Genomic DNA, 12,472 nt, shown 5'->3' with positions numbered 1-12,472 from the left:
GCCGGTGAACGGGTGGGAGCGGGCGCGTCAGGCGTAGGCCAGTTCCGGGGTGGTCGTCTGTACCTTGATGTAGGCGTTCTGCGCGTAGTCCTGGGCCTGGCCCGCGACGTTCTCCCAGTCGTTGATGGCCTGCTTGACCTGGAGCTTCACCAGACTCTCCGCCTTCCTGATGTCCTCGTCCACCAGCTTGGCGATGTCCTTCAGGTTCCGCTCGATCGATTCCCAGCCGCCACGCATCTTGCCCAGGGTGTGCAGGGCCCGGTCTGTCAGGCCCTTGGTCTCGGTCACCGAGCCCTGCGCCACCTTGACCGACATCCTGATGTGGGCGTTCCGGTTCAGCTGCCCCTTGAGGACTCCGAGCTTGTTCTCGATCTCGTCGATCCTGCTCTTGAGTTCCGCCGCCTTCTTCCCGTAGATGCCGGCCACCGTGACCGCGGCGATGAACCCGAAGACCGTGCACCAGGCGTACGTGGGCGTGGTGCCGGCCACCACGCACGCGTGGTTGTAGTCGTCCCTGAGCGCGGTCAGTTCGTTCTCCATGTCCTTGATCTCCTTGTCCACCTTCTTCCACGCCTCGTTCTCGTGGTCGTACTCCTTGTCGTACTTCTCCTTGAGCTTGCCCATCCTGACGGCGTCTTCGGAGGTCTGCTGGTGGAATTTCCGCACCCCCTCGGTGACCGCTGTCGCCTCCGCGGCGTACTTCTTCGCCTCTGCGGCGCGGTTGTCCACGATCTCCAGGAACTCCTTCTTGCGCTGGGGGTCGCTGAGGCCCTGGGTCGCCAGATCGAGGAGTTCGCCGTAGTAGGTCTTCGCATTGCGCCCGTAGTTGTTGATCCCGGTGGCGAGCCCCACGCTCTTGGTGACGACGGCGTCCCAGCCGTGTACGTGCTCGTACATCGCCTTGTACTGGTCCCGCATGTCGCTGAACTTGGCGACGTCGTCGTCCGGAAGGAGTTCGAGCTTGAGCTTGATCTCGTTGTCGCTGATCGGGAGTTTCTTCACGGCGGCGCAGTAGGTCTGGACGCTGTACCATTCCGCCTCGCTCAGGAGGAAGCGCCGCTTGTCGTCCCTCTTGGTGTCGCGAAACTGATCGGCCTGGTCCTTCAGTTCGATCTGCTTGGGGTCGGTCATGGCAATTCGCCTCTTCTTTTCGGTCTGGGGTGCTTGGGTCCGGAATGATCCACGGAAACGACGTGCACCCGCTCCAGGAGAGCCGCCCGTACGGGCGCACTCTTCCTATCAAAGTCCTGGTGGGAAAACCAGAGGCGCCATCGCCCGCTGCGATGGTTTCGAACCGCGTCTGGAAATGCTCGCCTAAGGGATAAGGCAAACAAAGATTGCAAGAGGCCCATATCCCCGGAGGGGATTCCGGCGTATGGGGCGATACGCCGCCCTGCGCATATCTCCAGGGCCGGCCCGGGGGAACGCCGGAGAGAGTTCCGGGCGGCGCCGGGCCCCCGGGTCTTTCCGCGGACCGCACGATTTCCATTACCGGGCCGACCGGATCTTGTGATTCGGAAATGCAGTTACCATTCGGGGGCCTGGCGGCGCCGACCCGTCGCGGCCGTGGCCCCCTCCTCGGGCCGTCGGCCGAGGACGGTCGCTACAGGCGACCGGCGCCGGCCAGCCTCGGCACGGCGCGGACGGAGTGGACCGAGCCCACCCGCTCGACGTACGTGGGGGTCCACGTCCGCTCTGTGCCCAGCGGCCGGTCGGGGTTGGCGGCGTTGTACTCCGCCACGAGGTCGACGGGGCGCAGTCGGCCGCGCCCGCCGTCCATCGTCGCGTTCCCGAACTCCACCACGTCGGTGCCGCCCCAGTTCGCGAGGATCTCACCGGCGCCGACGCCGCCGTACAGGTCGAAGATGTTGCTCTCCGCGTACAGGTGCGACTCGAACCCGGCGCCCAGGCTGTACTGGTAGTGGTCCCCGCGCACGCTGTAGTAGTTGTTGTAGACGTGCGTCCGGCCGTAGCGGACGCGGGGCGCCCGCTGGCCGAGTCCGTCGAAGTGGTTGTGGTGGTAGGTGACCCGCAGGCGCCCGCGGTCGGTGGTGCGGCCGTCGCTGTTGCCCAGGAGCATGGCCTTGTCGCGGTCGGCGAAGCGGTTCCAGGAGACCGTGATCAGGTCGGACTCGCGCACGATGTCGAGCAGGGCGTCGTGCACCTCGTACTTGCGCCCGAAGTACTCGGGGAGCTCGCTGCCCGGATTGTCCCCGTCGTCGAAGGTGTTGTGGTCCACCCAGACGTTGGTGGCGCCGGAGATCTCCACCTGGTCGTACTCGGAGTTCCAGTTGCCGGAGCCGCCGTCACCGGGATCCCAGCCCGGGAAGCAGTCGTGGGCGTCGGAGATGGTCAGGTTCCGCAGGATGACGTTGTCCGCGCCGATGATCCGCAGACTCATCCCGGTGATGGCGGCGTCGTCGTCCGCGCCCACGATGGTGGTGTTGGACCCGACGCTCACCCTGACCCGCTCGGCCTGGCGGGCGGACGACGCCAGCCGCGCCTCCTCCAGCGGCCCCTCGGGGTCCTCCCAGCCCCAGACCTCGGGATCGTAGGCGGCGAGGTACTCCTCCTGCGTGTAGCCGTCGACGGCGTAGTCCGCGCACGAGAGGGGGGTTCCGTCGGGGGCGGTGTTGCCGTCGATGGTGCCCTCCACGTAGACGATCCTCGGGGCGTCGCCCTCGCGTTCCCCGACCGCCTCGCGGAACTCCTCCAGAGTGGACACGCGGAGGACGTCCTCGGGGACCGCCCCGGCCCCGCCGGTCGTCCCGGCTCCGGCGGCGCCCCATCCGTCGTCGTCGGACAGGACCTCGCGGCCGAGGTCGGCGGAGCCTCCGGAGGCGGTGGCGCTGACCAGCGTGGCGGAGGGGGACCCGTCGGGGCGAGGGGGCGCGGTGAGGGCGACCGCGCCCGCGGCCGTCAACGCGACCGCCAGGGTCAGGGGAAGTACGGGCCTGCGTCGTGACATACGTCCGTCCTGAGGGGGATAGGAGCGGCTGTGGCCGCCCGGAATACAAACGTTTGCATGACCATCCCCCGAACAGCGCCGCGGAGTCAACCCTCCCGGCACGCGTTCGACACGGAGGACCCAGGGGAACCCGGTAGTGGCGCTGTCAGCGGTGTAGGCGGGGCGCGCACCGCCGGTGGCTGCGGACAGCAACCGTTTGCCGTAGTCTCTGGGCATGCGACCCGGCGAGGAGGGGAGGCCGACCGTGGCCGTCACGATCCGGGACGTGGCGCGCGAGAGCGGCGTGCACGTCTCCACCGTCTCGCGGACCTTCTCCGCGCCGCACCTGGTCCACGCCCGGACGCGGACGCGGGTCCTGGCCGCCGCCGACGCCCTCGGCTACCGGCCCAACCGCGCCGCCCGGGCGCTGTCCACCCGGCGTACGGGGAACCTCGGACTGATCGTCGCCGACATCGCCAACCCGTTCTTCCCGCCTCTGATCAAGTCCGCCCAGGCCCAGGCGCGGACGCGGGACTACCACGTGTTCGTCGCCGACACCGACGAGCGGGCCGAGGTGGAGGAGGAGCTGATCCGCTCCATGGCCAAGCAGGTGGACGGCGCGCTCCTCGTCGCACCGAGGCTGAGCAACCGGGTGATCGAGGAACTGGGCCGCGACGTTCCGTTCGTCGTGGTGAACCGGAGGGTCCGCGGCCTGCCCGCGGTGCTCATGGACGTCGCCTCGGGCGCCCGGCAGACCGTCGACCACCTGGTCGGGCTCGGCCACCGCGACATCGCGGTCCTCACCGGCCCACGCGCCTCCTGGACGAGCCAGGAGATCGGCCGGGCGGCCCGGGAGCGGGCGGCCGAGCACGGGGTGCGCGCGTACGAGGTGGGCCCCAACCCGCCCACCGAGGAGGGCGGTTCCTCGGCCGCCGGAAGCGTCGTCGCCAGCGGCGCCACCGCCGCCCTGGCCTACAACGACCTGGTGGCCCTGGGCCTGGTGCGCGGGCTGGAGGAGTCCGGCAGGTCCGTGCCGCGCGACCTGAGCGTCGTCGGCGTGGACAACACCCGTATCGCGCGCCACTGCCGCCCCGCGCTCACCACCGTGGACATGCCGGTGGCGGCGGCCGGACGCGGGGCCATCGACCTCCTCATCCAGGCGGTCACGACCGGGGAGCCCCCGGGGACCGTCTCCCTGGACACCGAACTGGTGGTCCGGGACTCCACGGCCCCGGCCCTCACCCCGTTTCCCGGCCCTTGACGTTCTGGGCCGTGCGGGTGGCCGCGGGCTTCCTCCCGCCGCGCCGCGTGCTCAGCTCGTAGACCGCCACCGTCACCAACCACAACGCGGTGAGCGGAATGACGAACCACAGCATCGCGGCGCTGAAGGGCCGCAGTGCCGCGTGTCCGGTGGCCTCCACGACCAGATAGGCGATGTAGGCGACGTAGAAGCCGACGAGCAGCGCACCCTCCCAGCGGGCCACTTCCAACCTGGTCAGGGCGATCGGCAGCAGCACCAGGGCCACCGCCGCCATGATCGGCAGATCGAACCGCAGAGCCGACGGCGCGATGGCGATTCCCCCGGGTGAGACGATGGCGGTCAGTCCGAGCACCGCGCCGATGTTGAACACGTTGCTGCCCACGATGTTGCCCACCGCCATGTCGCGCTCGCCGCGCACCACAGCGACGACACAGGTCACCAACTCGGGCAGCGACGTGCCGACCGCCACCACGGTCAGCCCGATGAGCAGGTCGCTCACCCCGAGCGTCGTCGCGATCGCGCTGGCCCCGTACACCAGCAGCCGCGCCCCCGCGACCAGCAGGGCCGTGCCCAGGACCACGAGCACCACGTCCACCAGGACCGGCCTCGTCCGCGGGGTGTCGCGGACCGGGCCGTCCGCGCCCGGGCCGGCGTTCACGCGCACGGAACCCGAACCGAGCGCGGCCCGCCGCCGGGAGACGAGCACCGTGACCGTGACGTAGACCACCAGGATCACGAACAGCGCGGCGCCCTCGAAGCGGCCGAGGTTCCCGTCCAGGGCCATCAGGAGCACCACCACGGACAGTGCCGCCATCACCGGGATGTCGGCGCGCACGACCTGCGAGTGCGCCGCCAGGGGAACGAACAGCGCCGACGTCCCGAGCACCAGCAGGATGTTGGCGATGTTGCTGCCCACGACGTTGCCCACGGCCAGACCCGGGTACCCGGAGAGGGCGGCGTCGGTACTGACCGCCAGCTCGGGCGCCGACGTCGTGAACGACACCACGGTCAGGCCCACGACCAGTGAGGACATCCCCAGAGTCCGTGCCAGGGAGCCGGCGCCCCGTACGAGCGTCTCGCCTCCGGCCACCAACAGAACGAACCCCGCCACCAGGGCGAGGACCACCAGTACGTTCACACGAACCCTTCGATCGTCCCACCCTGCCGTGCTCGGCATACCCCTTCGCCGCAGGGCTCTTCCATGCAAACTACGCGGTTTCCGCCGACCCGGCCCGCATCGGCCCCGTCGTGGCCGACGGCGACGGTGTTCCTTCACACGAACTTCACACCGGGTTCGCGTGCGGCCTCCCCGTACCGGACGCGGCCCTCACCGCGGTTCCGGTTCCCCGTCGCCTGGTTGCCTCTCCCCTTGGGGGAGGGGCCACAGTGGAACCATGCTTCCCATCAGTTCATTCAGTGAACTCACCGGCCTCTCGCGCAAGGCGCTGCACCACTACCACTCCCTGGGCCTGCTGGTCCCGGACCGCGTGGACGAGGACACGCAGTTCCGCTGGTACACCGTCGACCAGATCGAGCGTGCCGGCTGGATCGTCGCCCTGCGCCGCGCGGGGATGGGTCTGGACTCGGTCCGGCGCGTGGTGGACGACCCCGGCCTGGCGCCCGAGATGCTCCGGCGGCACGCCGAGGAGTTGCGGCGCGAGCGCCAGGAGCAGGACCGCGCGCTGGCGGAGGCCTCCACGGCCCTGGAGTGGGAGCCGCGTGTGGAGGTCCGGGCCCGGCGGGCCCGCACCGCCCTCTCGGGGCTGACCGCGGAGGAGGGTGAGGACTTCGACCTGGGCCGGTCGCGGGCCGAGGTGCGGGCCCTGGCCGAGCGGCTCGGTGGTCTGGCCCGGGAGCGCGGGTGGCGCGCCGACGGCCGCTGGTGGAAGGCGCTGGAGCCGGCACCGGGGGGTGGAGCGGCGTACCGGGTGTGCGTACCGGTCGCGGCGGCGGCCCCGTCGTCGCCGTTGCCCGCGGACGTGGAGGTGGTGGAGTACGGGGAGGGGACCGAGGTCTGGCTGGCGGCGCCCGGCCCCGAGAGCCTGGGCGGAGTCACCGTCGCGCTGTCCCGTCTGTTCGAGCACGAGGTGGAGGGCATGTTCGCCGACGTGAGCACTCTCCGCCAGTCGGAGTACGGGGGCTTCGTGGAGTTCGCCGCGGAGCTGCGCCCCGTGGCGGAGGCGCCGGAGTAGCGGCGAGCGCCCGCGGGCGGGGCGCCGGTGTGTCGGGACCCGTGTTCCCTGCGGGATCTCGGCCGTGCCGCCCGCGCAGGGCTCAGTTCGGCGTCGGGGCCACCTCGACGCCGATGTTCCACTGGTCGCCCTCGACCCCGGTGAACGTGACCGTGGTGTCGAACTCCGCGCCGGTGGCGTCGGTCATCGTGCAGTCGACCGTCCTGCCGTTGAACGGGTTGATGTCGAGATCCCCGCAGTCGACGACGGGGCGTTCACCGAGCTGGGGCTCCAGCGCGTCCGCGGCCGCGGCCTCGACGGCGGTCACCGCGACCCTGTCGACCGCGCCGCCCGAGCCGGCCTGGTCGCCGGGGTTCTCGGAGGCCGCGGCGGGGTCCGGCTCGGCCTGGTCGGTCTCCTCCGCGCTCTGCCCCCGCGGCTCCGAGGCCACCTCGACGCCGATGTTCCACTGGTCGCCCTCGACCCCGGTGAACGTGACGGCGGCGTCGTACTCCTCGCCGGTGCCGGGGTCGGTCACCACGCAGTCGACTTCCTGGCCCTCGGTGGCGATGACGCTGTCGTCGGGGCAGGCGACGTCAGGACGCTCACCGGTCTGCTGTTCGAGCGCGTCCGCGGCCGCCTCCGCGAGCGCCTCGCCGGACACCGTCAGGCCGGCCTGGAAGCTGCATGCCGAGAGGGCGAGGGCCGCGCACGTCAGCGGCAGGGCAAGTCGGAGGGGACGCACTGTCTGGCCTTTCCATGGGAGGAGTTGCGGGCCGATGCTCGGCCGAGGCGGTCGTTGACCGACTTGGATCGTAGACGCCTCCCGCACGGATCGTGCACGGCTCGTCCGTGCACGACCGGACCGCTCCGCGCGGGGGGCGCGGACTATCCCTGGTCCGTGCGGTTCCCCGGGACGGCGGCGCCCGTGCCGGCGTACAGGGTTCGCGCCTCGTCCCGGTACCGGCGGGCGGTCTCCGCGTCGCCGTCGGCGAGCGCGATGCGGGCGAGGACCGACAGGGAAGCCGCCTCGCCGGGCCGGTGCCCGGTCTGCCCGCAGACCCGCAGCGCCCGGTTCGCCCGCTCCGCGGCGCCGCTGAGTCGCCCCGCCTCCACATCGATCTCAGCGAGCTGGTTGAGCGCCTGGCCCTCCAGGAACCGGTAGTCGCCCTCCTGGGCGGTCCGGAGCGCGCGCACCGCTTCGGCTTCGGCGTGGTCGAAATCGCCCTGGCGGTACAGCGCCCGCGACTTTCCCACCATCGCCTCGACCCGGTGGAGCATGGTGCTGCCCTGCTCGGTCGCGGCCAGCACGCGATCGTAGTGCGCGACCGCCTCGCCGTGCTCGCCCGCGGCGTCGTAGGCCGCTGCCACCGTGACCATGGCGGACGTCCTGATCCGGTAGTCGGCGGCGTCCGTCCGGGCCTCGACCACCCGCTTCGCGTGCGCCAACGCCTCCTCGACGCGTCCGGCGGCCAGCCGGAGCCTCGCGGTCGCCCCCTCGATGTCGCCGGACCGGTCGAAACCGAGGCCGCCGCGCTCCAGTTCGGCCGCCTCGTCCAGATGGGCGCTGGCCAGATCGAGTCGCCCGCGGAAGAGCTGGATCTCGGCCATATGGGTCAGCAGCACCGCCTTGACCGACGCGGTTCCCGCCTCCCTGGCGAGTTCCAGCGCCTGCTCGAAGTACCCGATTCCGGTGTCGAGCCGGTCCACGAGGGAGTGCAGGATTCCCAGCCAGTGCAGATTGGTGCATTCGGCCCGGCGTTCGCCGAGCGCCCGATTGAGGCTCAGCGCCGTACGGGCGTGCCCCAGCCCTTCACGCATCCGACCCGCGTAGAAGGCCCCGGACGCCAGATTTCCCTCGGCCGAGGCCTCGCCCGCGGCCCAGCCGGTCCGCCTCGCGAGGGCGGCGGCGGTACGGCCGTGCTCCATCGCCTCGCCCACGCGGTTGCAGCGGATCAGGGCGCAGGCCATGCCGAGCTCCGCGGAGGCCTGGCCGAGGGGGTCGCCGGCGCGGGTCGCCGCCGCCAGCGCGGCCCGACTGACGCGCAGGCCGTCGCTGCCGAGCATGCCCAGCCAGACGTACCCGCGCAGCGCGTCGGCCAGACGCCAGGCGTACTCGGGCGATCCGTGCCCGGCGGCGTGTTCGACGGCGGCGACGAGATTGGTCCACTCGGACTTCATCCACCGGGCGGCTTCGGCCTCCGTCCGCGGGAGGTCTCCGGCATCCCCCTTCGGCACCGGCAGCCGCGCGAACTCGAACTCCGGGTAGAGGAGCGACCGGCAGGCGTCGGCGGTGTGCAGATACCAGTCGAGCAGCCGGGCCGAGGCCGCTGACCGCTCGTGTTCCGATTCCTCCGCCTCGACGAGCTCGGCCGCGTACAGGCGGAGCAGGTCGTGGAGCCGGTAGCGCCCCGGACGGCCGTGCTCGACCATGTGCGCCTCCGTCAGCTGGCGCAGCGCCCGCGCGGTCTCCTCCCGGGTGCCTCCGTGCAGACGGGTCGCGCTGTCGATGCCGAAGTCGGGACCGGGAACGGTGCCGAGGAGGCGGAACATCCTGGCCGTGTCGGCTTCGAGGGAACGGTAGGACCAGGAGAACACCGCCCGAAGGTCCACGGACTCATCGTCACCCGCCAGGGCGTCCAGGCGTGAGGTCTCCAGCTCGTCGGCGGTGGCGCTCAGCGGATGGTCGGGCCGTGTCGCGGCCTTGGCGGCGGCTATCGCGAGGGCCAGGGGCACCCCCGCGCAGGCGGTCAGGATCCGCTCCACGGACTCGGGCTCCGCCGCGAGGCGACGTGCGCCCAGTTGCCCTTCGAGCAGGGCCGCGGCCTCGTGCCGCGGGAACGCCCCGACCTCGACGATCCTGGCCCCGTGGGAGACGGCGAGGCCGACCAGTTGGCGGCGGCTGGTCACCACCGTGTGGACACGCGAGGAGTTCGGCAGCAGCGGTCGTATCTGCGCCGCGTCGCGTGCGTTGTCGAGGATGAGCAGTCGGCGCCCGTCGCCGACGACGCAGCGGTAGAGCGCGATCAGGGCGTCGGGATCGGCCGGGATCCTGCGCGGTTCCACGCCCATCGAACCGAGCAGGAGACGGGCCGCCTCGTAGGGCTCCATCATGGTCCCCACCGGGGTGAAGCCGCGCAGGTCGATGTAGATCCTCCCTCCGGGGAACCGGTGGGCGGACCGGTGGCCCCAGTGCAGGGCCAGCATCGTCTTGCCGACGCCTCCGGCGCCGGTCAGGACGACGAGGGGGACCGAGGGCGCGTCCGCCGACTCCTCCAGCGCCGCCAGGCCCTCGTTCCTGCCGGCGAAGGCGGCCGTTCCCGCGGGGAGCGTCACCGGCGCGACCGCCGCGGGCTCCTCCGGCGTCCCGACATCCAGGTCCGGGTCCTCGCGCAGGATGGCGGTGTGCAGATCACGCAGCGGTCTGCCCGGGTCGGCGCCCAGCTCGGCGGCCAGCCGGTCGCGGACGTCGGTGTAGACGCGGAGGGCCTCCGGGGCGAGCCCGCAGCGGTAGAGCGCCAGCATCAGCTGTTCCGTGAAGCGCTGGCGATGGGGGTGTTCGAGGCTCAGCTTCCGCAGCTCGTTCACCAGCAGCTCCTGGCGGCCGAGGCGCAGCCCGACGTCGATGCGCTCCTCGGTCAGTGTGAGCCGGTAATCGTCGAGTCTCCGTGCCGCCGCCTCGAGGATCGTCCCGGACAGACCGGTCAGGGACGGGCCGCGCCATTCGGACAGCGCGTCGTCGAGCGCCCGCTCGGCCTCGGCGAGTCTCCCCGCCGCCCGGTGCCGCAGCGCCGAGGACTCGCTTCGTTCGCAGCGCAGCACGTCGAGCTCGTCCACGCCGACATCGATCCGGTAGCCCGTCCCCACCTTCCGCAGCCGTTCTCCGGCCGCTCCGAGCTGGCGTCGAAGGGCCGCCGCGATGTTCTGCACCTGCCTGACGGCGGTCGCGGGAGGCCGGTCGTCCCAGAGCCCCTCCACCAGCCGTTCCATGGGGACCACGTGGTTCGCCTGGTCGAGCAGTACCGCCAGCAACCTCGGGTGGTGGCGCCCGCTGATCTCGACGGGCCCGTCGGGTGTTCGGACTTCGAGCAACCCCAGAATGCCGAAACCCATCATGGCCGCACCCTCCTCCGTCACCCGGCCCCGGACCGCGGGCTCAACCTGACGATGCTCTCCGCAGCAGTGTAAGGGTGGCCTGACATGACCGTTCGGGAATGGTGGGCGGGGAACGGGCCGTGTCAGCCCTGTCCCGAGGGCCGTTCCCCGTCGGAGGGATGGGCCCACCGTCCGCGGGTCTGGCTGATGTGGTCGCGCATGATCCGCTCCACGGCGTCGGGGTCGCGGCTCTCCAGCGCGTCGATGATCCCGAAGTGCTCGCGGGCCACCCCTTCCAACTCCCCCTGTTCGAGCAGGGAGGTCAGTCCGAACAGCCGCGTGTGGGCGCGCAGGTCGGAGACGAGGTTGAGAATCCTGCCGTTGTCGGCGTAGGAGAGCAGGCGCAGGTGGAAGAGGCGGTCGGCCTCGGTGTAGGAGACCAGGTCCCCGGCGACCGCCCCGTCCACGATGTCCTGGGCCAGCGCCCGCAGTTCGGGGAAGTCCTCGTCCGGGATGATCGCCGTGACCTTGCGGACCACCGGGGGCTCCAGCAGCAGGCGCACCTCGGTGATCTCGTCCAGGTCGCTCTCCTTGATCTCGGTGACCCGGAACCCCTTGTTCGGGACGATCTCGACGAGGCCCTCGCGGACCAGGTCGAGCATGGCCTCGCGGACCGGGGTGGCCGAGACCCCGAACTTGACGCCCAGCGAGGGCGCGGAGTGGACGACCCCGGGCTCCATCTGGCCGGAGACGATGGCGGCGCGCAGCGCGCGGGCGATGCGGTCGCGCGCCGAGACCTTCTCCAGCGGGGAGATACTGCCGAACGTCAAGGGAGTCACCTCGTCTGTCACCTCACCCACCTTATGCCATGTGATGTAGTACTGGCCGTCGGGTGCTGGCGGGGGTCGGGGAGTGACCCCTTGCCATCCTCAGTGCAATGTCACATTATATTAGAACTGACACCGCACTTCGAGGAGAAGCATGCCCATCCCAAGCCAGACGCCGTGGCGCGGTCTGTACACCGCCACCGCCCTGCCGTTCGACGCCGACCTGCGCGTCGACTACGACGCCTACGCCGACCACGTGCGGTGGCTGGCCGACAGCGGCACTGACGGCGTGTGCCCCTCCGGATCCCTGGGGGAGTACCAGGCCCTGACCCCCGAGGAGCGGGCCCGCGTCGTCGAGACCGCCGTCCAGGCGTCCCCCGACGGGTTCGGCGTCATGCCCGGCGTGGCCGCCTACGGCGCGCTGGAGACCGTGCGCTGGGTCGAGCAGGCCGCCGAGGCCGGCGCCCAGTCGGTGCTGATGCTCCCGCCCAACATCTATCGCGCCGACCGTGAGGCGGTGGTGGCCCACTACCGCGCCGCCGCCAAGGTCGGTCTGCCGATCGTCGCCTACAACAACCCCTACGACACCAAGGTCGACCTGACGCCCGGGCTGCTGGCCGAACTGCACTCCGAGGGGCTGATCAGCGCGGTCAAGGAGTTCTCCGGGGACGTGCGCCGCGCCTACGAGATCCGGGAGCTGGCACCCGGCCTCGACCTGCTGGTCGGGACCGACGACGTCCTCGTCGAGCTCGGTCTGGCCGGTGCGGTCGGGTGGATCGCGGGCTACCCCAACGCCCTGCCCGAGGCGTGCGTGCGCCTGTACCGGCTGGCGGTCTCCGGCGATGTCGAGGACCTGCGGGCGGCCATGCCGCTCTACCGCGACCTGCACCCCCTGCTGCGATGGGACTCGCGCACCGAGTTCGTGCAGGCCATCAAGCTGTCCATGGACATCGTGGGTCGACGGGGCGGCGCGTGCCGTCCGCCCCGTCTGCCGCTCTCTCCCGAGCACGCCCAGACCGTGCGGCGCGCCACCGAGGACGCGCTGGCCAAGGGCCACCGCTGACCCGCCGGGGGGGGGGGGGGGGGGGGGGGGGGGGGGGGGCCGGCCCCCCCCCCCCCCCCCCCCCCCCCCCCCCCCGCGCCCGGCGGGGGCGGGGCGCCCCGGGGCCGC

At 71.6% G+C, this 12,472-nt stretch carries 9 protein-coding genes; 3 read left to right on the top strand and 6 right to left on the bottom strand.

Annotated elements, in window-relative coordinates; genetic code table 11:
- Positions 1-27: 27 nt before the first annotated feature.
- Entirely contained in the window at positions 28-1,131 is a 1,104-nt protein-coding gene (locus ACIBFB_RS00045; protein WP_397224419.1) for an alpha-xenorhabdolysin family binary toxin subunit A, read from the bottom strand.
- Positions 1,132-1,603: 472 nt separating this feature from the next.
- Positions 1,604-2,968, bottom strand: a complete 1,365-nt coding sequence (locus tag ACIBFB_RS00040; RefSeq protein ID WP_397224417.1) for a polysaccharide lyase family 1 protein — start codon at positions 2,966-2,968, stop codon at positions 1,604-1,606.
- Positions 2,969-3,212: 244 nt separating this feature from the next.
- On the opposite strand from ACIBFB_RS00040, the gene ACIBFB_RS00035 reads away from it, so the two are divergent.
- On the top strand, positions 3,213-4,208 hold the full coding sequence (locus tag ACIBFB_RS00035; protein ID WP_397225389.1) for a LacI family DNA-binding transcriptional regulator: 996 nt from the start codon (positions 3,213-3,215) through the stop codon (positions 4,206-4,208).
- On the opposite strand, the gene ACIBFB_RS00030 is transcribed toward ACIBFB_RS00035, so the two are convergent.
- Complete coding sequence (locus ACIBFB_RS00030) at positions 4,186-5,346, bottom strand: calcium/sodium antiporter (protein WP_397224415.1); 1,161 nt, start codon at positions 5,344-5,346, stop codon at positions 4,186-4,188. The genes ACIBFB_RS00035 and ACIBFB_RS00030 overlap by 23 nt on opposite strands.
- 256 nt (positions 5,347-5,602) lie before the next feature.
- Here ACIBFB_RS00030 and ACIBFB_RS00025 point away from each other — a divergent pair, with 256 nt between their 5' ends.
- The gene (locus ACIBFB_RS00025; RefSeq protein WP_397224413.1) at positions 5,603-6,400 is read left to right on the top strand and encodes a MerR family transcriptional regulator; all 798 of its coding nucleotides are present in this window, start codon (positions 5,603-5,605) and stop codon (positions 6,398-6,400) included.
- An 82-nt stretch (positions 6,401-6,482) separates the two neighbouring features.
- Here the strand turns inward: ACIBFB_RS00025 and ACIBFB_RS00020 are convergent, their stop codons facing one another.
- From ACIBFB_RS00020 to ACIBFB_RS00010, 3 genes are all read right to left on the bottom strand, one after another.
- Entirely contained in the window at positions 6,483-7,124 is a 642-nt protein-coding gene (locus tag ACIBFB_RS00020; RefSeq protein WP_397224411.1) for a DUF4333 domain-containing protein, read from the bottom strand.
- 143 nt (positions 7,125-7,267) lie between these two features.
- Positions 7,268-10,495 carry a BTAD domain-containing putative transcriptional regulator gene (locus ACIBFB_RS00015; RefSeq protein WP_397224409.1) on the bottom strand — a complete coding sequence of 1,076 codons (3,228 nt, stop codon included), beginning with the start codon at positions 10,493-10,495 and terminating at the stop codon, positions 7,268-7,270.
- A gap of 122 nt (positions 10,496-10,617) precedes the next feature.
- Positions 10,618-11,304, bottom strand: a complete 687-nt coding sequence (locus ACIBFB_RS00010) for a GntR family transcriptional regulator (protein WP_397224407.1) — start codon at positions 11,302-11,304, stop codon at positions 10,618-10,620.
- Between the two features lie 151 nt (positions 11,305-11,455).
- Between ACIBFB_RS00010 and ACIBFB_RS00005 the strand changes: the two genes are divergently transcribed.
- Positions 11,456-12,364: a dihydrodipicolinate synthase family protein gene (locus ACIBFB_RS00005; RefSeq protein WP_397224405.1), complete on the top strand. Its 909-nt coding sequence runs from the start codon at positions 11,456-11,458 to the stop codon at positions 12,362-12,364.
- The last annotated feature ends 108 nt before the right edge of the window (positions 12,365-12,472 follow it).

It is taken from the genome of Nocardiopsis sp. NPDC050513, assembly GCF_044457925.1.
In the GTDB taxonomy this organism is placed as follows: Bacteria; Actinomycetota; Actinomycetes; order Streptosporangiales; family Streptosporangiaceae; genus Nocardiopsis.
This window is presented reverse-complemented; position numbering and strand designations above follow the sequence as displayed.

Coding starts and splice junctions, on each gene's coding strand:
- ACIBFB_RS00045 (WP_397224419.1), bottom strand. CDS start 1,131: ATGACCGACCCCAAGCAGATCGAACTGAAGGACCAGGCCGATCAGTTT.
- ACIBFB_RS00040 (WP_397224417.1), bottom strand. CDS start 2,968: ATGTCACGACGCAGGCCCGTACTTCCCCTGACCCTGGCGGTCGCGTTG.
- ACIBFB_RS00025 (WP_397224413.1), top strand. CDS start 5,603: ATGCTTCCCATCAGTTCATTCAGTGAACTCACCGGCCTCTCGCGCAAG.
- ACIBFB_RS00015 (WP_397224409.1), bottom strand. CDS start 10,495: ATGATGGGTTTCGGCATTCTGGGGTTGCTCGAAGTCCGAACACCCGAC.
- ACIBFB_RS00005 (WP_397224405.1), top strand. CDS start 11,456: ATGCCCATCCCAAGCCAGACGCCGTGGCGCGGTCTGTACACCGCCACC.